This window comes from Streptomyces sp. NBC_01451, assembly GCF_036227485.1.
Taxonomy (GTDB): domain Bacteria; phylum Actinomycetota; class Actinomycetes; order Streptomycetales; family Streptomycetaceae; genus Streptomyces.
In genome coordinates, this window is sequence record NZ_CP109479.1 from 8,096,062 (window position 1) to 8,118,547 (window position 22,486).

Below are 22,486 nucleotides of genomic sequence, written 5' to 3' on the forward strand. Positions count from 1 at the left end.
GGCCCCGCCCTCCGGGCGGACGACGGGAATGCGACGGGCCCGGCCCGAGCCGGCGGACAGCGCCGGGCCCCGGCGGACATCAGTCGGCGTTCGCGTCCGAGCTGGACCCGGGCCGGGGCGGAGCGGGTGCCAACGACCCGGCCGTACCTCCGGGCTTGTCGTCCGGCCGTACCTGCTCCTGCCGCTGCTGACCGCCTCCGGTACGACCGCTGTCGTCCCCGAGTCCACGGCTGGGTCCCTGGCACCCCTGGGCCGCCGCGATCCCCAGGGCCACCAGCAGGGTCACCACGACGAACACGAACAGCCGCTGCCGCAGCAGCCGCGGATTGGCGGGCCGCCGCCCGGTCCCCGTGCCACGCGGCGCCGGGCGGCCGGCGCCACTGCGCGGACCGGGACGGTTCGTGTTCCGCGCCCCTGGAACCGGCCGCGCCCCGGAACGGGACGAAGCCGTACCGCCGCGGGACACCCCGCCGCCCCGCGAGGGACTGTCCCCCCGCGAAGCACCGCCGCCACCCCGCGACGGCACACCGCCCCGTGACCCGGAACTCCCCGAGGCCGGCCCCTGCGGACGCCGCTGGGCCTGCGACGGGGAAGGGGACTGCGAGTGGGGCTGGGTCTGGGAGTGATAGGGGGGCCGCTGGTCCGGATAGCTCTCGGTGAGCCGTCCCGTCGGCCGCTCCGCCTCGGCGGCACGCGGCCCGGGAGGCCGCACGTCCGCCATGCCCTGCGCCTCGCGCGCCGCGATCTCCTTGAGCCGCAGCGACAGTTGGAGCGTGCTCGGCCGCTCCTCGGGGTCCTTCGCCAGACACGCCCGTACGAGGGGTGCCAGCGCGTCCGGAACGCCCTGCAGGTGGGCCTCCTCGTGGACCACCCGGTACAGCATCACCTCGGAACTGCCGTGCCCGAAGGGCGAGTCGGCCATCGAGGCGTACGCCAGCGTGGCGCCCAGCGAGAACACGTCCGTCGCCGGTGTGACCGCCGCGCCGCGCACCTGCTCGGGTGCGAGGAAGCCGGGTGAGCCGACGGCCGTACCGACGTGGGTGAGCGTCGAGGCCCCGGTCGCCCAGGCGATGCCGAAGTCGATGATCCGCGGTCCCTTGGGGGACAGCAGGATGTTGGACGGCTTCAGGTCCCGGTGCACGACCCCGGCCTCGTGCACCGCGACCAGCCCCTCGGCGAGGGCGGCGCCGATGGAGGCGACGTCGGCCGCGCTGAGCGATCCCTCGTCGATGACCTTGTCGTGCAGGGACGGCCCGGGCACGTACTGCGTGGCGAACCACGGCCGGTCCGCGTCCAGGTCCGCGGCGACGAGCCGCGCCGTGCACCCGCCCCTGATCCGCCGGGCCGCGGAGACCTCGCGCGCGAACCGGGAGCGGAACTCCTGATCCTCCGCCAGATCGGGCCGGATCACCTTCAGGGCGACCCGCTGCCCCCGCTTGTCGGAGCCCAGGTAGACAACGCCCATCCCGCCCGCGCCGAGCCGTCTGTGAAGCCTGAACGAGCCGACGACGCGCGGGTCCTCGCGCCTCAGGCGCATCATCGCCATGTTCATCCCCGCTGCCCGGTCCGTTTGACGAGCGACAGCTTACGTTTCCACGGCCGGGTGCGCGCAGAGGCCGCGCCCTCTCGTCCCGATGGATTGTCAGTGCCGGGTGGGAGACTTGAAAGGTGGTCAGGGGGCGCGCGAACAGGGCGGCTTGACAGCGCGTGTGATCCCAACCACCCGTCGCAGAAGGGGGATTGGACCCGTGAAGGGTGACCGCGTGGAGATAGTGGTGGATGCCGGGGACACGACACGCACATATGAGGTGGTGGCCAGCAGGGCGGGCCGCAGGGTGGAGACGGCGGTACGCCGAGGTGTCGTGGAAGTGAGCGAAGTCACCAGGAACGGCTCAGTCGTCCGCACGGCCCGCTTCATGGCGAACCGCGTCCTTGCGCTGGTCGAGCAGCCGGTGCCGAGGCAGGACACCTCGGAACAGTAGGGACACACCGGGCACCCCTTCCGGGAAGACCCTGAGACCTAGGACTCCGTCTCCACCCAGGGGAGTAGTCCGCAGGTCACAGGTCATCCTCCGGGAGGCCCGGCAATCGGTACGAGGGCATGACGACCGGTATCCGTCGGCAGCCTAGATTTGAGGTCAAGCGGCGGGTGCAGCACTCGTCCCCCGAGGTCAGACACCCGCCGCTGCCAACCAACAAGAGAACGGTCAGGAGAGGGACCATGGCCCACACGGCATCGCGGACGGCGCTCCGCACACAGGGACGCAAGGCGTACATCGCCGCGTTCCGCCCGCGCCGACAGGGCCAACGCCACCCATTGGTGGCGACGGCAATGGTCCTCCCCCTGGCAGCCCTGCTCGTGGTCGCCTTCGGCGGCTGGGAAGCAGTGGTCACACAAGCGTCGTCCGTGGGAGTGATGCTGGGGCGCTGAGCGGCGACCCCAGGCCCGGAAGAGCGGTCCGGGCGGGGACATCCACCCATGAAACCCCGTGGGGACGGGGGTGCGGCGGACGGCAAAAAATGCCCGCGCAGCTGGGGAGCTGCGCGGGCATTGCTTTTCCCTGTTCGCCTTTCAGCCCGTCCGGCGATTGAGGACGAGGCCCGTTCAGGGCCGAACGGGGGTCCGGGGGCGCAGCCCCTGGCGGGGTCGAAGGGGCGGAGCCCCTGGGGACGGGACGGGTAGGGGCGGAGGGGGCGAAACGCCCCAGGGCACCGGCCCCGTACCCTCGCGACCAGACCCGCGCCGCGCTTCAGGGAGCCCCGTGACAGCCACCCCCTTGCTCTCAGCCCTCACCACCCGAGCCAAGGCCAGGGCCCACTCCCGCCCCCGCACCCAAACCTGCCCCTGCGGCGCGGACACCCTCACCGACCGCCCCGACGGCACAGTCGTCCGCCACGCCGACACCGTCGCGAAGGCCCACGCCCCGGACACCGCCCCCACCGAACTCACCGCCCGCCTGGCCGTGGCCGCCCGCCTCCCCGGCATACTCCTGCCCCCGCTCAGCCCGACGCCCGTCGACCTGCACGGCAGACTCGTGACGTTCTGGCCGTACGGCGATCCGGTCGACCCGGAGGACCCGGACGCGGCACCCTGGGAAGAGGCCGCCACCCTGCTCGCCCGCCTCCACCGGACCCCCGCCCCGCCCGGCCTGCCGCCCATGCGCGGGCCGGCCAAGGCGGCCCGTGCCATCGCCCGCCTCCGGGCCACCGCACCGCAGCCGGCCACCGAGCCCGTACTGCGCGCCTGGGCCTCTCTGCCCGCCTGGGCCAGAGCCGAGGCCCCCGCGCCCGGCCTCCCCGGCCGACCGCCCCTCCCGGCCCTCTGCCACGGCGACCTCCACCTCGGCCAGCTCGTGCGCCACCCGACCCCGGACGGCCCCTGGCTGCTCATCGACGTGGACGACCTCGGCGTCGGCGCCCCCGCATGGGACCTGGCCCGCCCCGCCGCCTGGTACGCCTGCGGCCTGCTCCCGCCCGACGAGTGGAACCGGTTCCTGACCGCCTACCGCACAGCGGGCGGCCCGGCCGTACCCGCCGACGGCGACCCCTGGCCCGCCCTGGACACCGCCGCCCGCGCTCTCACCGTGCAGACGGCCGCGCTGGCGATCGTCAAGGCGACGGCGGCGGACCGCCCGCTGGACGACGTACAGCGGGCGGTGGTCGACGCATGTGCCCGAATGGGTTCGGTACCACCCGAGTTGGCCCACGAAAACACGAAGTAGGGTGCAACCGACCGGGAGCCGGACGGAGTCTGTCCTGGCGAGAAGCGAGACCGGATCAAGAAGAACCGAGAAGCAGTAACGACCGGCAGGAGTTGAGCCGAGCATGCAGTGTCCGAAGTGCCATGCGCCGATGCACACGTACAACCGCAACGGAGTCCAGATCGAGCAGTGCAGCGGTTGCCGGGGGATCTTCCTCGACTACGGCGAGCTGGAGGCGCTGACCCGCGTGGAGTCCCAGTGGGCGGGTCCCGCCGCGCCGCCGCCCCCGGCCCCACAGGGCTACCCGGCCGCTCCCGCACCCGCCTGGGGCGCCCCGCAGGGCGGCCACTACGGAGGCCATGGCGGTCACCACGGCAACAAGCGGCACAAGAGCTTCGGCCACATGCTGTTCTCCAGCTGACCGGAACGACCGGCCGGCACGACCGGCTGGAACCACGAAGAAGCCCCCTGCCGTACGAGACGGCCGGGGGCTTCTTTGAGGTGTGGACGATACTGGGATTGAACCAGTGACCTCTTCCGTGTCAGGGAAGCGCTCTCCCGCTGAGCTAATCGTCCTCGGGACCACGACCCGAGGGCCGCGATTCGTGCATACCGCGTGCGCGATACTGGGATTGAACCAGTGACCTCTTCCGTGTCAGGGAAGCGCTCTCCCGCTGAGCTAATCGCGCGGGGACCCTTGCGGATCAAGGTCCTTGCGGACCAGTGGACGATACTGGGATTGAACCAGTGACCTCTTCCGTGTCAGGGAAGCGCTCTCCCGCTGAGCTAATCGTCCTTGGAGGTGGAGACGGGATTTGAACCCGTGTAGACGGCTTTGCAGGCCGTTGCCTCGCCTCTCGGCCACTCCACCAGGAGTGCGGGGGTTCGGGAAGATCCCCCTCTTCCTGCGAGCGGACGACCAGGTTCGAACTGGCGACCTCAACCTTGGCAAGGTTGCGCTCTACCAACTGAGCTACGTCCGCGTGCCGTTTCGAGACGCTCTCGCGTCCCGGCGACGAGTTGAACTCTAGCGGATTCCGGGGCCAGCACAAAAACGCGTTTGTGCAGCGTGCTGCGCTGTGCCCGCTCGAAGACATGGTCAGGGCACCTGCGGGACACCCGCCATAGACTCGGCGGTGTGTCCGATCTCGCTCCTCTCGCCCGCTTCGGCGGTCTCGTCGCCACCGGTCTCCTCGATGTCACCAGCGATCCCGCGGCCCTCGACTCCACCGGTTTCTGGGCCGTGTCCGCGGACTACGGCGGCCGTCTGACCTGCGCTCGCTTCCGGGACGTACGCGAGGAACCGGTGCCCGCGCCGAAGTCGGGACCGGGGCGGTGGCGCGGGCCGGCCGCCGATGACTGGACGTCATCCCTCGACCGCGCCGCGTACACGGCGGGGGTGCGCCGGATCCGTGAGCACATCGCGGCCGGCGAGGTCTATCAGGCGAACCTCTGCCGGGTGCTGTCCGCGCCCGTCGCGCCCGGCGCGGACGTGGACGCACTGACCTCGCTGCTCGCGCACGGCAACCCGGCACCGTATGCAGGAACGATCCGCCTTCCCGCGCACGGCGTCGAGATCGCCACCGCGTCCCCCGAACTCTTCCTCCGCCGCGCCGGCCGGACCGTCGAATCGGGCCCGATCAAGGGCACCGGACGCACCGAGGCGGACCTCCTGGAGAAGGACTACGCCGAGAACGTGATGATCGTGGACCTGGTCCGCAACGACATCGGGCGCGTCTGCGCGACGGGCTCGGTGACCGTCCCCGAGCTGTGCGTCGTCGAGAAGCACCCGGGGCTGGTCCATCTCGTGTCGACGGTGCGGGGCGAGCTGCGCCCGCGCACCGGCTGGCCGGAACTGCTGGCGGCGGCCTTTCCGCCCGGCTCGGTCACCGGCGCGCCCAAGTCGAGCGCCCTGCGGATCATCGACGCCCTGGAGACGGCACCCCGGGGGCCGTACTGCGGAGGCATCGGCTGGGTCGACGCGGACCGGGGCACGGGCGAACTGGCGGTCGGCATCCGCACGTTCTGGATCGACCGGGCCGACGGCATGCTGCGCTTCGGCACCGGAGCGGGCATCACCTGGGGTTCGGACCCCGACGCGGAGTGGCGGGAGACCGAGCTGAAGGCGTCCCGGCTGCTCGCGGTAGCGTCTGGGGCGTATGCGGCCAGTGGAGAGGGATCGTTGACGTGAAGCTATGGCTCGACGGCGGGTTGCAGGACATCGAGACCGCCCGCGTCTCCGTTTTCGACCACGGACTGACCGTGGGCGACGGCATCTTCGAGACGGTGAAGGCGGTCGACGGCCGGCCGTTCGCGCTCACCCGGCACCTGGACCGGCTGACCCGTTCGGCCCGCGGCCTCGGCCTGCCCGACCCCGACCTCGACGAGGTCCGCCGCGCCTGTACGGCCGTTCTCGCCGCCAGTCCGATGCCCCTGGGCCGCCTGCGCATCACCTACACCGGTGGTCACGGCCCCCTCGGCTCCGACCGCGGGGAGCACGGCCCGACCCTGGTCGTCGCCGTCGGCGAGTCCGCCCGGCGCCCCGACTCGACCGCCGTGATCACGGTCCCCTGGACGCGTAACGAACGCGGCGCCGTCACCGGCCTGAAGACCACGTCGTACGCCGAGAACGTCGTCGCTCTCGCCAGGGCGCGCGAACAGGGCGCGTCCGAGGCGCTGTTCGGCAACACGGTCGGTCAACTGTGCGAGGGGACGGGGTCGAACGTCTTCGTCGTCCTGGACGGCGAGATCCACACCCCGCCGCTCGCCTCCGGCTGCCTCGCCGGCGTCACGCGCGCCCTCGTCGTCGAGTGGACGGGGGCCAGGGAGACCGACCTGCCGCTCGCCGTCCTCGAAGACGCCGACGAGATCTTCCTGACGTCCACCCTGAGGGACGTGCAGGCCGTGCAGCGCGTCGACGGACGCCAACTCCCGGACGCCCCGGGACCGGTGACGGCCAAGGCGATGCGGGTCTTCGACGAGCGGGCCGGGGACGACCTCGACCCCTGACCGAGGCGAAGCCAGAAGAAAGCCGCATGTAAAGAAGCTGACGCCGGACTCCACAGCGGGTAGAACTCCCCTGATGACCACCACCCTGCGGCCGACCGAGCCGCTCCAGCGCGAGGCCGACGGGGCGCGTTCACGCCACTACCAGGTGTGCGTGAACGGCCGTCCCGTCGGCGCGGTACACCTCGGCACCGATCCCGCGTTCGGCGACTCGGTGGCGAAGATCCTGGACCTCCGCATCGACGAACGCGACCGGCGGCGCGGCCGGGCCACGGTGGCCGCGCTCGCCGCGGAGGAGGTGGCGCGCGGCTGGGGCTGCCGGCGCATCGAGGCGTCCGTCCCGGGCGACGCGCCGTCGGCACTGCGGCTCGCGACCGCGCTCGGCTACGTGCTGCGCAACCGCCGCATGGACAAGGCGCTCGGCGGCACCCCGCCCGAACTGCCCGCCGGGAGCCGCCGCCGACCCATGACGGAGGCCGAGTTCGTGGTGTGGGAGGCGGCGGGCAGGCTGAGCTACGCGGAGAGCTGGATCGAGCGGGGCGTACCGGCGGCGGAGGCGCACGCCAAGGCGGCACGGGACCACGAGCTGCTGCTGCCGCGGGGCGTGGCCAGCGAGGGCGTGACGCTCAGCGTCCTGGAACACGAGGGCACCCGGGTCGGCACCCTGTGGCTGGGCTCCCGCGAGGGCCTGGGCTTCGTCTACAAGGTCGAGACCGACGAGGAACACCGGGGCAGGGGCCACGGGCGCACCCTCATGCTCCTGGCGGAGGCCCAGTCGATCGCGGCCGGGCGACCGGCCGTCTCCCTGAACGTCTTCGCGGGCAACACCCCGGCGGAACGGCTCTACGAGTCGTTGGGGTACGAGACGGTGACCCACCACGTGTTCAAGGAACTGCTGTAGGCCGGTGGTCGACCGCCTCCGGGCGTGGGCGGCGTCAGGCGTCATGCCCGGCCAGCAGCCCGTCCACGATCTCCTCGATCCGTTCCCGCAGCCCTTCCTGGCTCTTGCCGCCGTTGAGAACCTCCCCGGCGATGACGTACGTCGGTGTACCGGTCACGCCGATGGCCTTGCCCTCGGCCTGGTCGGCGTCGACGATCAGGATGTGCCGGCCGTCGATCAGTGTCGTGTCGAACTCCTCGGCGTCGAGGCCGAGTTCGCCGGCCACCTCGACCAGGAAGGGTTCGCCCCCACGGTCCAGCTCCTCGACCCGGCCGAGCACCGCCTCGACGTACGGCCACGCCTGGCCCTGCTCCGCCGCCTCCTCGGCGGCCTGCGCGGCGGCGAAGGCGTGCTTGTGCCGCTCCAGCGGGAAGTGCCGCAGCCGCAGCTCCAGCCGGTCGCCGTAACGGGCACGCAGGGCGCGTACGTCGGCCAAGGCGGTGCGGCAGTCCGGGCACTGGAGCTCGCACCAGACGTCGAGGACGGGGGCGGACGTGTCCGCGGGCGCGGGGGAGGAGTCGTTCATGGGCACCAGTTTCCCAGCCGCGACCCTGTCCGTAGTACGAGGGGAACCGGGACCTGTGGAGGAGCCGACCCGGAGATGTCCCTGATGTCGGGCCGGAGCATGGCATCCGGGGGACCGGGCGGTGCAGGATGGAAGGGACGAAGCGCACCTGCGCGACCGAACCCTGCCTGGAGGTCCGGATGATTGCCGAGACCGTCTGTTCCGCCGTCTCCGCGGCCGGCCTGGGCATCGCGGTGGTCACGGCGTACCGCAAGCGTTTTCTCGCGGCTGCCCGGATCGCCGCGTACTCGCTGGTCCCCGTCGGCCTGGTGATGACCGGGGTGGTCGGGTGGGCGGCCGACACCGCCTTCAGCCCCTCCGCCTGGGCGGGCTTCGGCGTGCTCGGCGGCGCCTGGCTGCTCTTCACGGCCACCCGCGCGGTGGAGCGGCGAAGGGGCGGCACCCGGAGGGAACGCGGGGAGATACAGGCCGCGCAGCGCGAGGCGGTGGCTCCGGCGGCCTCCGCGCCCTCACTGGGACAGGGGCGGGGCAAGGCCTCCCGTCCGGCTGCCCAGCCCGCGGCCAAGCAGCGCGGCGGTGGTGCCGGGGACGACTTCAGCGACCTTGAGGCGATCCTGAAGAAGCACGGCATATGAGGAAGCGCCGCGTATGACGGGGTACGACGGGTGACGTACTGAAACGACACAAACGGCCGGGAGGCGACGGAGGTCGCTCGGAAGCGATCATGACTCGCTGCGGACATTACGGAATTCGGCGAACTACCGCGCATTGCGGGCGTGTTGATCGCGTAGAGGGTGCCGGCTGCGTCATCATCGCGGCGAGATGCTGGACACAACACAGAGCGAGGCCGTGCCGCCGAAGGACGAGCCGCGCGGGTGCCTCTTCGCCCTTTCCCAGCCACCGCTGATGATCTTCCTTGCGGTGATCGGGTGTCTGCTGCTCATGGCTTCGTTGCATGATCTGCTGTTGCTGTGAGCTGTACACGCCAGTCCCCGGCGCCACCCGCCGGGGACTGCGTCAGCACCAGGGTCTGTTCTCCCGGCCGTCAGCCCGCCGACTCCTTGCGGCGCGCCCGGTAGGCCGCCACATGAAGCCGGTTGCCGCAGGTCCTGCTGTCGCAGTAGCGGCGTGAGCGGTTGCGGGAGACGTCCACGAAGGCGTGTCGGCAGTCCGGGGCCTCGCACCGGCGCAGCCGTTCCTGCTCGCCGGCGACCACGAAGAACGCGAGAGCCATCCCGCAGTCGGCGGCGAGGTGGTCGGCGAGGGACGCCCCCGGGGCGAAGTAGTGCACGTGCCAGTCGTAGCCGTCGTGGTCGGTGAGCCGGGGTGTGGTGCCCGCGGCGGCGACCAGCTCGTTGATGACCGTGGCGGCGGTCCGGGCCTCCTGGGCGGCGAACACCCCGGCGAACCGTCCGCGGATTCTGCGCACGGCGGCCAGATCGAACTCCGACAGCACGCCGATGTCGCTCATGTTGTGCTTTCGTACGAAATCCACGAGCGCGTCGACATCGGGCAGTCCGTCCGTCGAGTCGTCCTCCGGCGCGGTGTTCACCAGATCGACCACGGTGTCGAGGGCGCACCGGGTGTCGTGGGTGATCAGCACGTTGCTCTCCCTGGCCTGCCTGGGCGGTCGGGCGGGCACCCGCCCGCCGATGCTGGCCGATGGTAGTGGCTCAGAGCGACGGAGGTGGGTGTCGGCCTTCGACGGGGCCGGGGCGGCGGCCCGGGAGGGACATGCGGACGCACCGCCGCCGCCCCGCGGAAACCCGCGGGGCGGCGGCGGTGTGCCATATGCGGTTGTCACCCGAGCCGTCTCCCCGAGTGGACGGCGCCGGGCGGCTCAGTGGGGCCTTCTCCTAGCTTTCCGCCAGGATGTGTGACAGTTCCTGGTCGAGGTCGAAGTGACGGTGTTCCGTGCCGGGTGGCACGGCGGCGTCCGTTCGCTTCAGGAAGGACTCCAGGGCTCGTGCGGGGGCTTCGAGCAGGGCCTCGCCCTCAGGGGAGCTGAGAGCGATGCAGACAACGCCCTGACCGTGGCTCCGGGACGGCCAGACTCGGACGTCACCGGTGCCGGTGGGCCGGTGGAGGCCCTCCGCGAGCAGGTCGCGGGCGAACACCCACTCGACGGTTTCCTCGGCTCCGGTGTGGAAGGTGGCGTGCACGGCGTAGGGATCGGCCGTGTCATACCGCAGTCCTGCGGGAACGGGCAGTGAGGACTCGCTCGACACAACGAGGCGCAGGTGCAGCTCGCAGCTGACCGTGGTGTTCATAAGCGCCAAGGCCTTTCGCTCAGTGTGCGCTCGGGGATTCGCACGTCGGCGAAATCGACATGCCACCTACGGTGCCGTTGTAAACCCCTCTGAGTGTTTTGCGTGCCTTTACGTAACTCTTCCGGCCGAGGGCCGGTTCGTCGGCTACGACCATTCCGGTGACCGGTTTCTGTCCGGTAGGGTTTGGCTGTATGAACACGGGGAGTGACAAGTCTGTCGAGGCTGTCGTGACACCAGATGAGGCCGGGGCCGGTGGGGCCGAGGGCGAGCGGGAGCTCGGGTCGCGGGCACCGGAATTCATCAAGGCGCGCCGCATGCTGCATGTGAGCTGGCAGGTCGGCGTGTTCGTCGTGGGCCTCGCGGTGGTGGGCGCCGGCATCGTCATGCTGCCGCTGCCCGGACCGGGCTGGCTGGTGATCTTCGGCGGTATGGCGATCTGGGCGACGGAGTTCGTCTGGGCCCAGCTGGTACTGCGCTGGACGAAGCGCAAGGTCACCGAGGCGACACAGCGCGCACTCGACCCCAGGGTGCGCCGCCGCAACATCATCCTGACGACGGTCGGCCTCGTGATCGTGTCGGTTCTCGTCGGGATCTATGTATGGAAGTTCGGGCTGGAAATGCCCTGGAAGATCAAGGATCAGTGATCCGGCGCAGGTCCGGGGCACCCGCTGACATGGGGTAATGTTCTCCCTGCGTCCGGGCGATTAGCTCAGTGGGAGAGCGCTTCGTTCACACCGAAGAGGTCACTGGTTCGAACCCAGTATCGCCCACCGGATCGAGTGCGGCCCGTGTCCACGGAAACGTGGACACGGGCCGCATTTGTCGTTCGGCATCGCCTGGCCGATGCGCGTCGCGTCCATCGGGTCCCACTCGGGCGGCTCTGGGTGGCCTTGGTCCAGCGCTCCCCGTAAGCCCCTCCCGAAGCCTCCTGAGGCTTCCTCGGTCGCGTCGCGCGACCCGGGAGGGCCGCCGTGAGTCCCTTCGGTGGGTGCCCTGCCGTCCTCGTCGATCCCGGCGTCGCCGCGTTCGAGTGCCCACCCGGTGCGGCGCCAACTCCCCGTCCGGCAGGCGCATTTCGGCCCCGCCCCAAATAAACACCGGCGGCCCGCCGTTGTTCGACCAGTCGACCCCGGGCGCCTCACCTGCAACGTCAACCCCCTCGTCGGAGGCGGGAGTCGACTTGTGAGCCGCCCGCGCCCAGCTCACTCACAGAAAAATCCTGTCCGAATCATTGACGCATTCCGAGGCCCTCCGTAGCTTGTGCCAGCAAGCGCTTACTTGAAACGATTCACGCAGGCGCCAACGACGTCGCGGGGAGGGCCTTACTGTGCCTAGGAACGGGAATGTTGAGAGGCGAACCATCCTTAAGGCGGCCGGAGCCTCGGCAGCCGCGTTGGGGCTGGCGACAACGACCGGGTGCGGTGGTGACAGCGGTGCCGGGGACGGTTCGGTGACACTCCGTTATGCATGGTGGGGCGGCGAACCGCGCACCATCGCCATCAAGAAGACGATCGCGCTCTTCGAGAAGAAGTATCCGAAGATCAAGATCAAGCCGGAATTCACCGACTACGCGGCGTACTGGGAGAAGTTCCAGACCCAGGCCTCCGGTGGAAATCCGCCGGACGTTTTCCAGAATGCGGTCGGCTTTCTCCGCAAGTACGACAAGCGCGGCGTTCTGATGGATCTCAAGACGCAGGCGGACGCCGGGAATCTGGACCTGGAGAACTTCCGCAACGGCGTTCTGGCGAACGGTCAGGTCGACGGTAAGCAGATTGGCATACCCGTCGGCGCCAACACCATGGCGCTCGTCATCGACCTGAAGGCATTCGAGAAGGCGGGTGTGGAGGCGAAGTTCGGCTGGACCTGGGACGAGTACTTCGCCGCGCTGCAGAAGATCCAGGACAAGCTGAAGATCGCCGGTGACACCGGCTACTTCGGCATCATGTATCTCTACGACCTGTATCTGCGCCAGAACGGCAAGGCCTTCTTCACCGACAGCGATCTCGGCTTCACCGAGGACGACCTCACCCAGTGGTGGGCGGACGGCTACAAGCGGGTGAAGTCCGGCCTGGTCGCCGACCCGAAGAAGATCGAGCAGGTCGCGCCCAAGTCCGGTCTGTCGGCGGGGCTCGCCGCGTCCGAATTCACCTGGGACAACTTCTCCATCCGTTACGAGGGCGAGGGTGAGTCCGACTACGGGCTCGCGCCGATCCCCACCACGGACGGCAAGGACACCGGCCAGTACCTCGGTTCGCTGATGCTCAGCGCCTTCTCCGGGACCAAGCACCCCAAGGAGGTCGCCCAGTTCATCAGCTTCATGGTCCACGACCCCGAGGTCGGCAAGATCATGGGCTACGACCGCGGCATCCTCGCCACGACAGAGCAGTACGACGCCTTCAAGCCGACCGACCCCAACAACAAGGGTGTCTCGGCCTACGAGGACGAGGTCGCCAAGGCCGGTGTGCTCGGCAAGATCACCCCGCACCCGTCCGGCGCGGATGTCATCGAGGCGGCCTTCCTGCGGATCGGCGGCGAGATCGCCCAGGGCAAGACCAAGCCGGCCGACGGCGCGAAGGCCCTGTTCAGCGAGGCCAAGGCCGCGTTCGCGGGCTGAGGGGACGTACCACCATGACGCTCGTCAAAGAAGCGCCCGCGCGCCCGGCGCAGAAGCGGTCCGCCGCTCCTGTCGCCGGGCGGCGCGGGCGGCGCCGCGAGAACCTCGCCGGCTATCTCTTCATGTCGCCGTGGATCGCGGGGTTCCTGCTGCTCACGGCGGGGCCGATGATCGCGTCGCTCTACTACGCGTTCACCAGCTACAACCTGTTCACGCCGCCGAAGTGGGTGGGGCTGGACAACTTCACGACGATGTTCCAGGACCCGCGCTGGCAGAAGTCGGTCGAGGTCACGCTGAAGTACGTCGTCGTGGCCACCCCGCTGAAGCTGCTCCTCGCGCTCGGAGTGGCGCTGCTGCTCGCGCAGAAGCGGCGCGGACAGGCCCTGTACCGGGCCGCGTTCTACATGCCGTCGCTCATCGGTGCCAGCGTCTCCGTGGGCTTCGTCTGGCGGGCGCTGTTCTCCGACGGCGCCGTCGTGGACCGTACGCAGAAGGTCTTCGGGCTCGACGTCGGCGGCTGGATCGGCAACCCGGACTACGTCCTGTACGCCCTCGTGGCGCTGAGCATCTGGCAGTTCGGCGCGCCGATGGTCATCTTCCTGGCGGGCCTCAAGCAGGTGCCCCAGGAGCTGTACGAGGCCGCCGAGATGGACGGAGCCGGTCCCTTCCGGCGGTTCTGGAACATCACGCTGCCGATGATCTCCCCGGTGCTGTTCTTCAACGTGCTGCTGGAGTCCATCCACGCGTTCCAGGTGTTCGGCTCCGCCTATGTCGTCTCGGACACCAGGTGCGGGCCTGCCGACGCCACCCTCGTCTACACCTGCTACCTCTACCAGAAGGGCTTCAAGGAGGCCCAGATGGGCTTCGCCTCCGCGATGGCCTGGACGCTGGTGATCGCGGTGGCGCTCGTCACGGCGGTCCTGTTCTGGTCGCAGAAGAAGTGGGTGCACTACGAGGAGGCCGCCAAGTGACCAGTGTCACCAGCCCTGTTGCGCATGCCCCGAACGAGCGGCGGCGCTTGGGAGCCCTCGTCTGGCACGTGGGCGCGCTCCTCGTGCTCGCGGTCGTCCTCTACCCGGTGATCTGGGTGCTCGGCGCCTCGTTCAAGCCGAGCAAGGACATCATCGCCAGCCTCGACCTGCTGCCCACCAAGCCGGTCTGGGCGAACTTCTCCGGGCTCGCCGACGGCATCTCGGGCATCTCCATCGGCAGCTTCTTCAGCAACTCGCTGATGTACGCGGGCCTGGCCGTGGTGGGCGTGGTGATCTCCAGCTCGCTGACCGCGTACGCCTTCGCCAAGATCCAGTTCGCCGGGCGGAACCTGCTGTTCACGCTGATGATCGGCACGCTGCTGCTGCCGTACCACGTGCTGCTCATCCCGCAGTACGTGCTGTTCCGCAACCTCGGCTACATCGACACGCTCGTGCCGCTCGTCGCGGGCAAGTTCCTCGCCACGGAGGCGTTCTTCGTCTTCCTGATGGTGCAGTTCATGCGCGGGCTGCCGCGCGAACTGGACGAGGCCGCCAAGCTCGACGGGTGCGGGCATCTGCGGACCTACTGGTCCATCGTGCTGCCGTTGAGCCGGCCCGCCATCATCACCAGCGCCATCTTCACCTTCATCAACGCGTGGAACGACTTCATGGGGCCGCTGATCTACCTCAACACCCCCTCCAAGTACACCGTTTCGCTCGGCCTGATGATGTTCCGCGACCAGGAGGGCATCTCCAACTACGGCAGCATGATCGCCATGTCGCTGGTGGCGCTGGTGCCGGTCGTCGCCTTCTTCATGGCCTTCCAGCGCTATCTCATCGACGGTATGGCGACCTCCGGACTGAAGGGCTGAGGCGGTCACCATGGCCCAGACGCGCGTGAAGGCCCGCTCCCCGCGCAAGGAGCGCAAGGAGTCCGTGTTCGGTGAGCGCTTCGCGCTCTTCGCCGAGTGTCTGCTCACCGGGGTGTGGATCGCCGTGGCCTGCCTCGGGGTCGTCACCTACCCCGCCGCCTTCGCCGCCGGCGCACGGCATCTGCGGCGCCGTACGACCCATGAGGCCGGTGGCTGGCGGGAGTTCGTCGCGGACTTCCGGGCGGCCGTGCGCGGCGGGTGGGCCGTCGGGCTCGTCGGCTGGGCGGTGGCCGCCGCGGTCTGGGTGGACGTCCTGGCCGCGCGGGCCGGGATTCCCGGCGGGCGGTTCGTCGGAGCCGTCGGCATCTTCGCGCTGATCGGGCTCGCCGTGGCCCTGCTGCGGGCCGCGGCCGTCTGGGCGCCGGACGCCCGCTGGCGGGCGCTTCTCGGGGAGGCCGGGCGCCGGACCGTGCACGATCCCGCCGGATCCTTCCTGGTCGTCTGCGGGCTGGCCGTCGTGGCTCTGTCCGCGGGGTTCCTTCCGCCGCTGGCGGTTCCCGTCCTCGGGGCCGTCGCGGCGGCGGCCGTCGCCGTCGAGGAGCGGTACCGGCGCCGCTGACGGGCGGCGCCCTCGCACAAGGTCGGCGCCCCGGGCGCCGTACCTCCCTCTGTCATGCCCCTGACCATGCCCCCTGACCACCCTTGCATCCGCACGGAAAGGAAAGGCTGCTCTCCTATGTCTCCCATCCCCCGCAGGTCCCTCCTCAAGGCCGCCGCTGTCGCCGGAGCCGCCGCGCAGTTCAGCTGGGCGCTCGGTTCGACCGCGCAGGCCGCGCCCGCGACCGCCGAGTCCGGCGCCGATCCCGTGACCCTGGACTGGCTGGAGGACGGCGGCCTCGGCGCCGCACCCGGATCCACGGTCGGCGTGCCCTGGCCGAAGGGCACCTACGACGCGAGCCAGACCTTCGCGCTCACGGACGCCACCGGCGCGTCCGTCCCCGTACAGTCGTGGCCGCTCGCCTACTGGCCCGACGGCTCCCTCAAGTGGACCGCGCACGCCGTGAGTTCGGGCTCCGGCAAGCTGACGCTCGCCGCCGGGGCGCCCGCGGCCCCCACCGCGAAGATCACCGTCGACAGCGGCGGCGGGACCATCGACATATCGACCGGGGTCATCACCGCGCGTATCGGCAAGTCCGGCTCCACGCTGGTCAAGTCGGTCAGACGCGGCTCCACCGAGATCGCCAAGAACGGGCGGCTCGTCCTCATCCGCCAGCCCGAGATCGAGGACGAGGACGAGGGCGCCACCAAGTTCGAACGGTTCGACAGCGCCATCAGCAAGGTCGAGGTCGAACAGGACGGCCCCGTCAGGGCAGTTGTCCGCATCGACGGCAAGCACCGCAAGGGCGCCCGCAGTTGGCTCCCCTTCTCGGTCCGCCTCTACTTCTACGCCGGCGCCGACTCCTTCCGCATGGTCCACACCATCACGTACGACGGCACCCAGGAGCCCGGCAAGGCCAGCGGCGACTTCATCCGCGGCATCGGGGTCCGCTTCACCGTGCCGATGCGGGACGCCTCGTACGACCGGCACATCCGGATCGGCGGCGACGGCACCGGACTGCTGCGCGAGGCCGTCAAGGGCATCACCGGGCAGCGGCGCGACCCCGGAGCGACCGTCCAGGCCGCCCAGTTCGCGGGGGAGAAGCTGGCCGACCCGTCGACCTGGGACCAGCGCGTCACCACCCGCCTCCAGTACATCCCCGAGTGGGGCGACTACACCCTGTCCCAGCTCTCCGCCGACGGCTTCACCCTCCGCAAGCGCACCAAGAAGGGACACGGCTGGATCGGCGCCGGCGGGGGCAAGCGCGCCTCCGGGTTCGGCTACGTCGGCGGGGCGAGCGGCGGATTCTCCTTCGGCCTGCGGGACTTCTGGGAGAAGCACCCCGCCCAGCTCGACATCCGCGACGCCCAGACCGACGAGGCCGAGGTCACCCTCTGGCTCTGGTCGCCCGAGGCCCAGCCGATGGACCTGCGCTTCTACCACGACGGCATGGGCCAGGACACGTACGCCGAACAGCTCGAAGGCCTCAACATCACCTACGAGGACTACGAACCCGGCTTCGGCACCCCCTACGGCATCGCCCGTACCTCCGAACTCCTCTTCTGGGCCAACGAGTCGACCCCGACCGCCGAGAAACTCGCCGAACAGGTCGAAGCCGTACGGGTGCTGCCCCAGCTCGCCGCCCCGCCCAGGCAGCTCATCAAGGCCCAGGTCTTCGGCCCGGGGCTGTACTCCGAGCCCGACCGGTCCACCCCCGCCAAGGCCAGGATCGAGGACCACCTCGACTTCCTCTTCACCTACTACAAGGACCAGGTGGAGCAGCGCCGTTGGTACGGCTTCTGGGACTACGGCGACATCATGCACACCTACGACACCTTCCGGCACCAGTGGCGGTACGACGTCGGCGGCTACGCCTGGGACAACTCCGAACTGTCGCCGGACCTCTGGCTCTGGTTCGCGTACCTGCGCTCGGGCCGCGCCGACATCTTCCGGTTCGCCGAGGCGATGACCCGTCACACCGGCGAGGTCGACGTCTACCACCTCGGCCAGTGGGCCGGCCTCGGTACCCGGCACGGCGTGCAGCACTACGCCGACAGCGCCAAGCAGCAGCGCATCGCCAACACCACCTACCGCCGCTACTACTACTTCCTCACCGGTGACGAACGCGTCGGCGACCTCATGCACGCCAACGTCGACAGCGACGAGACCTTCCTCGTCCTCGACCCCATCCGCAAGATCCGCACCGAGCCGTACACGCCCGACAGGCACGCCCTGTCGATCGGCTTCGGCACCGACTGGAGCGGGCTCGTGTCGGCCTGGCTGACCGAGTGGGAGCGCAAGGGCCCCAAGTGGGAGAAGGCCAGGGCGCGCGTCCTGTCCACCATGGAGACCATCGCCGCCCAGCCCAACGGCTTCGTGCAGGGCAGCGGGCTGTACGACCTCGACACCGGGAGGTTCGCCGTCGCGGCGGCGCCCGTCGTCGGTGTCTCGCACCTCTCCGCGGTCTTCGGCCTCAACGAACTCTGCGCCGAACTCATCGACCTCGTCGACATGCCGAAGTTCAACCAGGCCTACTTCGACTACTGCCGCTACTTCAACGCCACCAAGGCCGAGCAGGCGGCCCGCTACGGCTCCAACTTCGGCACCCTGCTGCTGTTCCAGGGCCACTCGCGCCTCGACGCGTACGCCGCTGTCCGGACCGGTGACGAGAAGCTCGCCAAGCGCGCGTGGGACAAGTTCTACAACTCCGACGGCTACAAGGAGTCGGCGCCCTGGAAGACCGAGCCGGTGGCCGGCCCGGTCGCCCTCGTCCCGGGCAGCGAGGCCACCTGGGTGTCCACCAACGACACCGCCCTCTACGGCCTCGCCGCCATCGAGAACCTGGCACTGCTGGGCGACAAGATGCCGTAGTGGACGGCTAGTTCATCTCTCCGAGGACCTCCCGCACCCGCCGGACATCGCGGATCCGCCGCTCGTACGTCGCTCCGAGTGCGAGCAGCAGCAGTCCGGCGAGGGCGGGAGGGACCCAGCGCGGGAGGGCGTCGGTGACCTGGACGAGGTAGGGCGCGAGTTCGTGCAGCGTGTCCAGTATCAGCACCGAACCGCCGAGCACGAGGGGGGCCTGGAGGTGGTGCCGGGCGCCCAACAGGGTGACCAGCAGTGCCGCCAGGCCCAGCAGCAGGGGGCGGGTCCAGTGCGCGTCGCCCCAGGCCGCCACCAGGCTCGGCACGAGGGTGGCGGCCAGGCCGGGACCGTACGCCGTCCAGGAGGACGCCTGCGGGTCGCGGCGCCGGCGCAGGGCGCCGAGCAACAGTGCCGGGACCGTGACCGGAAGCGTGTACGCCTCCGGAGTCTCGACGTCCCAGGCCGCCAGGCGTACCCAGGTGGCCAGCATGAACAGGGCGGCAGCCGCGTAACCCACGGGGCGGCGGTCCGCGCGGATCGCCGTGCCCCCGGCGATCACCGCGCACAGGGCCAGCACCAGGGCCAGCAGCGGCGGGTCGGTGAGCGCGAGCCCGACCGCGAGCAGCCCGCCCGCCGCACCCGCGACCTCGACCGGTACGACGGCCCGGGCGTCGCCCCGGCGTGCGGCCGACAGGGCCGCGGCCGTGGGAACGGCGAGCACGAGCAGCGCGGTGTGCGAGGGCCGCCAGTCCAGGGCGGCGCCGGTCGCGCAGGCGAGTGCGGCGGCGTACCCGAGCGCGGCCGGGGCCGTCACAGGGGCCGGGCGCGGGTGCCACGAGGCCGCCGTGAACAGCGCGGTCAGGGCGGACAGCACGGCGAGGGTCGCCGACTGCGAGGCGAGGGAGAGGAAGGCGAGGCCGAGGGAGCCGGCCAGGGCGAGGACGAGGGCGGTGAGCCGAGGCGGAGTGAGCGGACTGACCGGCGTCACCTCTGAGGGGGAGGGCGTGCCCCGGCGTACGTACACCGTCGCCGTGAGCGCCCCGGCTGTCATGACGCCCTGGGTCAACAGGGCTGCCGTATAGGGGAGTTCGAGTACCGCCGGAAGCGTGAACAGCGTCGCCCACAGCAGGGCCGACGCGCCGCACAGCGCCTGAGGCCGCCGGATGCCGACCCGGACGGTCAGGAGGAGCACGGCAGCGACGGCAGCCAGGGCGACGGGAGCGGTCTCCGTGTGCTGCGGCCAGGGCGTGTCGAGCGTCACCGCGGCACGGGCGTCCGACGGGGCGCCGGTCCAGGCGCGTTCCGCCCAGCCGACCGGCCCGAGCAGCGCCAGAACGACGACGGGCAGTGCCCACAGCACGGCCAGCGCCTGTACGGTCCCCGAGGCCCACCCGAAGCCGTGCCGCACCGTCGCAGGCAGCCGCCCGGCCCGCAGCGTCGCCAACAGGGCGATTCCGAACGCCAGATGGACCGGAACGGTCCACGCCTCCGGCAGCGCCGGGCGCACCGCGCCGCCGAGGGCCGCGACGACGAGCAGCCCCGCGGCCACCGCGAGGCCGAGGGAGTCCTTCCGGCCGGGGCCGTTCTCGTCGGCCCGCCCCTCCGGGATGCCGTCGTGCCAGGCGGCGCCCAGCGCTGTCGCCGCCGCGAGCAGGAGGAGCGCCGCCGCACGGGCGACGGCGCTCGGGCCGGTGGCAGTCCAGGACAGCCAGCCGGCGGCCAGTACGCCCCAGCCGCCCATGCCGTACGCGCCGATCGCCGCGACGACCCGTACGGACCTGTCCGTCACCCGGAGCGCCACAACCGTGTCGAACACAGCAGTGAGCAGCAGTGCGGACGTGACCCCGTAGGGCGCCGCGTCGGCGGCCAGCGCCCAGAGCAGCAGCGGGAGTTGGGCCGAGGCCAGGGCGGCGGGCAGAGGCAGCCGCAGACCGCTGGTGGCGGGCAGCAGGCCGTACCCGGCCCACGCCACCGCCAGTACGGCCGCCGCTGCCGCCGCGTACCCCGCGCCGTCGGTGCCCGTGAGTGCGGCCGCGTGCAGCGCGTAGGCGTCCAGCACCGTCAGCGCGAGCCCGAGGCCCGCCACCGACTCGGCCGTCGAGCGCAGCCCCCGCTTCAGCAGCACCACCGGCGTGGCGAGCGCGGCCAGCGTGACCGCGCCCAGCACCACGGCCCGCCCGGTGATTCCCAGATGACCCCAGCTGACCAGTGTGAACACCATCGCCGCGATGGTGAGCAGCACACCGCCGAGCAGGAGCAGCACGTTCTGGACGCTCGGGACGGACGATTCGGGGCGGGGCGGCGCGACAGGCGTCGGCCGCGTCTGGTTCAGGACCGTGACCAGCCAGGCGCGGCGCGTCAGCAACTGCGTCCGGCGGACGTCCAGTTGCCACAGCTCGGCGTCGATGAGCCGCAGCTCCTCGGCCGGGGGCGGAAATTGCGTCATACCGTCGAGTGTGGTTCGCGTCACTTCGTACGGCATGAGTCCGCGTACTCAGTGCGTACTCAGATGTGTCTCAGATGTGTCTCAGATGTGCGCCGCTGCGCCTGTGTCCGGGGCACACTCCGCTCATGGAATGGACCCACTACCGCTTCCGCAGCCGGTGGCGGCTGCCCGCGGCCCCCGCCGTCGTGTACGACGCCCTTGAACGGGCCGAGGAGTATCCGCGCTGGTGGCGCCAGGTGCGCGAGGTCGACCGCATCGACGACACCAGCGGAGTCATCCGCGTCCGCTCCCTCCTCCCGTACGACCTGACCTTCACCGCACGCGAGGTGCGCCGCGACCCGGCCGCCGGAGTCCTGGAGATCGCCATGACCGGCGACCTCGACGGCTGGGCACGCTGGACCCTCACCGCGGTCGGCGCCGGCACTCTCGCCCGCTACGACCAGGAGGTCGACGTCACCAAGCCGCTGATGCGCCGCCTCGCCGTCCCCGGACGGCCCCTCTTCCGCGCCAACCACGCCCTGATGATGCGCGCGGGACGACGCGGACTGACCGCACACCTTCAAGCGGTTTGAACGAAGCCCGCCCGGACCTGTATTGTTCGGTGCGTTCCCGGGCGATTAGCTCAGTGGGAGAGCGCTTCGTTCACACCGAAGAGGTCACTGGTTCGAACCCAGTATCGCCCACCGGGAGAAGGCCGGTCCGTCATCGACGGACCGGTTTTTTCATGCGCTCGTACATTCGCTCGCACATCCGTTTGTGCATGCGCTTGTGCGGCTGTCGTACGGCTATGCCGCCGCCGGCATCTCCGGGCGCAGTGGCCATGCCGGATCGACCGCCTCCGGTGCACCGCTCTTCGCGAACCACGCCTGTAGGCCGCGCGCCTGCGCCGCGTGCCACACCGCCTGGAGGGTGTGCAGTTCGGCGGGGGAGAGGCGCTCCAGCCGGGTCGCGAAACGGCGCCCGACCGCCCGTACGAGCTCCAGCGAGGCCGTCGCGTCCGCCGCCGCGTCGTGGGCGCCCTCCAGTGTGACGCCGTAGTGCGCGCACAGGTCCGTGAGGGTGCGGCGGCCCTTGCGGTAGCGGTCCAGGTGCTTGTCCAGGACCCGGGGATCCAGCACCAGCAGTGGCTTCGAGTCGAACCAGCGGTCGAGCGACGAGGCGCGATGGCGTCGCAACTCCCGGTCCAGCATGGTCAGATCGAAGGGCGCGTTCATGATGACCAGCGGGCGGCCCGCCGCCGCCTGCTCCGCCAGCGCCCGGGCTATCTCCTCCAGCACAGGGGCCGGCCAGCGGCCGTTGCGCTGCAGATGTTCGTCCGTCAGCCCGTGCACCGCCGTCGCCGAAGCGGGCACGGGCACACCGGGGTTGATCAGCCAGCGGCTGACCCGCGGCCGGACGGCCGGACCTTCCTGGACCACGACGGAAGCCGACACGATCCGGTCGGTCTCGACGTCCACACCCGTGGTCTCCGTGTCGAACGCGGCCAAGGGGCCCTCGTACCAGCACGTCATACCTATGCAACTCCTCGTTCACCCGCGGCAGCTGACGCACCGTCTTCTGCCCGTTTGGTGATACCCGGGCTGTTTGCGCTGTACGCCGGAAGGAGACAACAGAGATACAGGTTTACGCACTTCGGTGGCCTGTCATGGGAATTCACCTGGTTTGGAAGGCACTTGG

Annotated in this window: 22 protein-coding genes and 7 tRNA genes; 18 read left to right on the top strand and 11 right to left on the bottom strand. The window is 70.6% G+C overall.

Annotated features, from left to right (window positions below; all coding sequences use genetic code 11):
* Nucleotides 1-79: 79 nt before the first annotated feature.
* Nucleotides 80-1,552, bottom strand: coding sequence for a serine/threonine-protein kinase (locus OG595_RS35550; protein ID WP_329279342.1), 1,473 nt, complete (start codon nt 1,550-1,552; stop codon nt 80-82).
* 196 nt (nt 1,553-1,748) lie between these two features.
* Between OG595_RS35550 and OG595_RS35555 the strand changes: the two genes are divergently transcribed.
* The 4 genes from OG595_RS35555 to OG595_RS35570 all read left to right on the top strand — a co-directional run bounded on the left by OG595_RS35555 (nt 1,749) and on the right by OG595_RS35570 (nt 4,122).
* A complete protein-coding gene (locus tag OG595_RS35555; protein WP_329279344.1) occupies nt 1,749-1,982 on the top strand; it encodes a hypothetical protein in 234 nt (77 codons plus the stop codon).
* Nucleotides 1,983-2,221: 239 nt separating this feature from the next.
* The gene (locus OG595_RS35560) at nt 2,222-2,431 is read left to right on the top strand and encodes a hypothetical protein (RefSeq protein WP_329279347.1); all 210 of its coding nucleotides are present in this window, start codon (nt 2,222-2,224) and stop codon (nt 2,429-2,431) included.
* Between the two features lie 331 nt (nt 2,432-2,762).
* Complete coding sequence (locus OG595_RS35565) at nt 2,763-3,722, top strand: phosphotransferase family protein (protein ID WP_329279349.1); 960 nt, start codon at nt 2,763-2,765, stop codon at nt 3,720-3,722.
* Between the two features lie 103 nt (nt 3,723-3,825).
* Nucleotides 3,826-4,122, top strand: coding sequence for a TFIIB-type zinc ribbon-containing protein (locus OG595_RS35570; RefSeq protein WP_329279351.1), 297 nt, complete (start codon nt 3,826-3,828; stop codon nt 4,120-4,122).
* A gap of 83 nt (nt 4,123-4,205) precedes the next feature.
* On the opposite strand, the gene OG595_RS35575 is transcribed toward OG595_RS35570, so the two are convergent.
* From OG595_RS35575 to OG595_RS35595, 5 genes are all read right to left on the bottom strand, one after another.
* Nucleotides 4,206-4,277, bottom strand: a tRNA-Val gene (locus OG595_RS35575).
* 41 nt (nt 4,278-4,318) lie between these two features.
* Nucleotides 4,319-4,390, bottom strand: a tRNA-Val gene (locus tag OG595_RS35580).
* Between the two features lie 35 nt (nt 4,391-4,425).
* Nucleotides 4,426-4,497, bottom strand: a tRNA-Val gene (locus tag OG595_RS35585).
* A gap of 1 nt (nt 4,498) precedes the next feature.
* Nucleotides 4,499-4,572 (bottom strand) — tRNA-Cys (locus OG595_RS35590).
* 39 nt (nt 4,573-4,611) lie between these two features.
* A tRNA-Gly gene (locus OG595_RS35595) sits at nt 4,612-4,684 on the bottom strand.
* Nucleotides 4,685-4,839: 155 nt separating this feature from the next.
* Here OG595_RS35595 and OG595_RS35600 point away from each other — a divergent pair.
* The 3 genes from OG595_RS35600 to OG595_RS35610 all read left to right on the top strand — a co-directional run bounded on the left by OG595_RS35600 (nt 4,840) and on the right by OG595_RS35610 (nt 7,608).
* Complete coding sequence (locus OG595_RS35600) at nt 4,840-5,892, top strand: chorismate-binding protein (RefSeq protein WP_329279353.1); 1,053 nt, start codon at nt 4,840-4,842, stop codon at nt 5,890-5,892.
* Entirely contained in the window at nt 5,889-6,710 is an 822-nt protein-coding gene (locus tag OG595_RS35605; RefSeq protein WP_329279355.1) for an aminotransferase class IV, read from the top strand. The genes OG595_RS35600 and OG595_RS35605 overlap by 4 nt, the downstream gene beginning before the upstream one ends.
* 73 nt (nt 6,711-6,783) lie before the next feature.
* Nucleotides 6,784-7,608: a GNAT family N-acetyltransferase gene (locus OG595_RS35610; RefSeq protein ID WP_329279357.1), complete on the top strand. Its 825-nt coding sequence runs from the start codon at nt 6,784-6,786 to the stop codon at nt 7,606-7,608.
* A gap of 34 nt (nt 7,609-7,642) precedes the next feature.
* On the opposite strand, the gene OG595_RS35615 is transcribed toward OG595_RS35610, so the two are convergent.
* Complete coding sequence (locus OG595_RS35615; RefSeq protein ID WP_329279360.1) at nt 7,643-8,173, bottom strand: DsbA family protein; 531 nt, start codon at nt 8,171-8,173, stop codon at nt 7,643-7,645.
* Between the two features lie 179 nt (nt 8,174-8,352).
* Between OG595_RS35615 and OG595_RS35620 the strand changes: the two genes are divergently transcribed.
* The gene (locus OG595_RS35620) at nt 8,353-8,808 is read left to right on the top strand and encodes a hypothetical protein (protein WP_329279362.1); all 456 of its coding nucleotides are present in this window, start codon (nt 8,353-8,355) and stop codon (nt 8,806-8,808) included.
* A 187-nt stretch (nt 8,809-8,995) separates the two neighbouring features.
* A complete protein-coding gene (locus OG595_RS35625; RefSeq protein ID WP_006375961.1) occupies nt 8,996-9,148 on the top strand; it encodes a hypothetical protein in 153 nt (50 codons plus the stop codon).
* A gap of 70 nt (nt 9,149-9,218) precedes the next feature.
* Here the strand turns inward: OG595_RS35625 and OG595_RS35630 are convergent, their stop codons facing one another.
* Nucleotides 9,219-9,776, bottom strand: coding sequence for a CGNR zinc finger domain-containing protein (locus OG595_RS35630; RefSeq protein ID WP_329279364.1), 558 nt, complete (start codon nt 9,774-9,776; stop codon nt 9,219-9,221).
* 253 nt (nt 9,777-10,029) lie between these two features.
* Entirely contained in the window at nt 10,030-10,443 is a 414-nt protein-coding gene (locus tag OG595_RS35635) for an SsgA family sporulation/cell division regulator (RefSeq protein ID WP_004002642.1), read from the bottom strand.
* Nucleotides 10,444-10,634: 191 nt separating this feature from the next.
* Between OG595_RS35635 and OG595_RS35640 the strand changes: the two genes are divergently transcribed.
* The 7 genes from OG595_RS35640 to OG595_RS35670 all read left to right on the top strand — a co-directional run bounded on the left by OG595_RS35640 (nt 10,635) and on the right by OG595_RS35670 (nt 18,369).
* A complete protein-coding gene (locus OG595_RS35640) occupies nt 10,635-11,087 on the top strand; it encodes a TIGR02611 family protein (protein ID WP_329283463.1) in 453 nt (150 codons plus the stop codon).
* A 54-nt stretch (nt 11,088-11,141) separates the two neighbouring features.
* Nucleotides 11,142-11,213, top strand: a tRNA-Val gene (locus tag OG595_RS35645).
* A 557-nt stretch (nt 11,214-11,770) separates the two neighbouring features.
* Nucleotides 11,771-13,057 (top strand): extracellular solute-binding protein, encoded by a 1,287-nt coding sequence (locus tag OG595_RS35650; protein ID WP_329279366.1) that lies wholly within the window; start codon nt 11,771-11,773, stop codon nt 13,055-13,057.
* Between the two features lie 14 nt (nt 13,058-13,071).
* Nucleotides 13,072-14,028, top strand: a complete 957-nt coding sequence (locus tag OG595_RS35655) for a carbohydrate ABC transporter permease (RefSeq protein WP_329279368.1) — start codon at nt 13,072-13,074, stop codon at nt 14,026-14,028.
* On the top strand, nt 14,025-14,900 hold the full coding sequence (locus OG595_RS35660; RefSeq protein ID WP_329279370.1) for a carbohydrate ABC transporter permease: 876 nt from the start codon (nt 14,025-14,027) through the stop codon (nt 14,898-14,900). Before OG595_RS35655 ends, OG595_RS35660 begins: the two co-directional genes overlap by 4 nt.
* 10 nt (nt 14,901-14,910) lie before the next feature.
* Entirely contained in the window at nt 14,911-15,519 is a 609-nt protein-coding gene (locus OG595_RS35665; protein WP_329279372.1) for a hypothetical protein, read from the top strand.
* Between the two features lie 117 nt (nt 15,520-15,636).
* Nucleotides 15,637-18,369: an exo-rhamnogalacturonan lyase family protein gene (locus OG595_RS35670; protein ID WP_329279373.1), complete on the top strand. Its 2,733-nt coding sequence runs from the start codon at nt 15,637-15,639 to the stop codon at nt 18,367-18,369.
* A 7-nt stretch (nt 18,370-18,376) separates the two neighbouring features.
* Here the strand turns inward: OG595_RS35670 and OG595_RS35675 are convergent, their stop codons facing one another.
* Nucleotides 18,377-20,845 (bottom strand): SCO7613 C-terminal domain-containing membrane protein, encoded by a 2,469-nt coding sequence (locus OG595_RS35675; protein ID WP_443073279.1) that lies wholly within the window; start codon nt 20,843-20,845, stop codon nt 18,377-18,379.
* Between the two features lie 89 nt (nt 20,846-20,934).
* On the opposite strand from OG595_RS35675, the gene OG595_RS35680 reads away from it, so the two are divergent.
* On the top strand, nt 20,935-21,381 hold the full coding sequence (locus tag OG595_RS35680; RefSeq protein WP_329279375.1) for an SRPBCC family protein: 447 nt from the start codon (nt 20,935-20,937) through the stop codon (nt 21,379-21,381).
* A gap of 39 nt (nt 21,382-21,420) precedes the next feature.
* A tRNA-Val gene (locus OG595_RS35685) sits at nt 21,421-21,492 on the top strand.
* 102 nt (nt 21,493-21,594) lie between these two features.
* Here the strand turns inward: OG595_RS35685 and OG595_RS35690 are convergent.
* Complete coding sequence (locus OG595_RS35690) at nt 21,595-22,320, bottom strand: 3'-5' exonuclease (RefSeq protein ID WP_329279376.1); 726 nt, start codon at nt 22,318-22,320, stop codon at nt 21,595-21,597.
* Between the last annotated feature and the right edge of the window lie 166 nt (nt 22,321-22,486).

Bases quoted from the DNA above. Each gene is read 5' to 3' on its own strand.
- OG595_RS35665 (WP_329279372.1), top strand. From the start codon at position 14,911: ATGGCCCAGACGCGCGTGAAGGCCCGCTCCCCGCGCAAGGAGCGCAAG.
- OG595_RS35690 (WP_329279376.1), bottom strand. From the start codon at position 22,320: ATGACGTGCTGGTACGAGGGCCCCTTGGCCGCGTTCGACACGGAGACC.
- OG595_RS35570 (WP_329279351.1), top strand. From the start codon at position 3,826: ATGCAGTGTCCGAAGTGCCATGCGCCGATGCACACGTACAACCGCAAC.
- OG595_RS35675 (WP_443073279.1), bottom strand. From the start codon at position 20,845: ATGCCGTACGAAGTGACGCGAACCACACTCGACGGTATGACGCAATTT.
- OG595_RS35640 (WP_329283463.1), top strand. From the start codon at position 10,635: ATGAACACGGGGAGTGACAAGTCTGTCGAGGCTGTCGTGACACCAGAT.
- OG595_RS35635 (WP_004002642.1), bottom strand. From the start codon at position 10,443: ATGAACACCACGGTCAGCTGCGAGCTGCACCTGCGCCTCGTTGTGTCG.
- OG595_RS35625 (WP_006375961.1), top strand. From the start codon at position 8,996: ATGCTGGACACAACACAGAGCGAGGCCGTGCCGCCGAAGGACGAGCCG.
- OG595_RS35615 (WP_329279360.1), bottom strand. From the start codon at position 8,173: ATGAACGACTCCTCCCCCGCGCCCGCGGACACGTCCGCCCCCGTCCTC.
- OG595_RS35670 (WP_329279373.1), top strand. From the start codon at position 15,637: ATGTCTCCCATCCCCCGCAGGTCCCTCCTCAAGGCCGCCGCTGTCGCC.
- OG595_RS35560 (WP_329279347.1), top strand. From the start codon at position 2,222: ATGGCCCACACGGCATCGCGGACGGCGCTCCGCACACAGGGACGCAAG.
- OG595_RS35610 (WP_329279357.1), top strand. From the start codon at position 6,784: ATGACCACCACCCTGCGGCCGACCGAGCCGCTCCAGCGCGAGGCCGAC.
- OG595_RS35680 (WP_329279375.1), top strand. From the start codon at position 20,935: ATGGAATGGACCCACTACCGCTTCCGCAGCCGGTGGCGGCTGCCCGCG.
- OG595_RS35550 (WP_329279342.1), bottom strand. From the start codon at position 1,552: ATGAACATGGCGATGATGCGCCTGAGGCGCGAGGACCCGCGCGTCGTC.
- OG595_RS35655 (WP_329279368.1), top strand. From the start codon at position 13,072: ATGACGCTCGTCAAAGAAGCGCCCGCGCGCCCGGCGCAGAAGCGGTCC.
- OG595_RS35620 (WP_329279362.1), top strand. From the start codon at position 8,353: ATGATTGCCGAGACCGTCTGTTCCGCCGTCTCCGCGGCCGGCCTGGGC.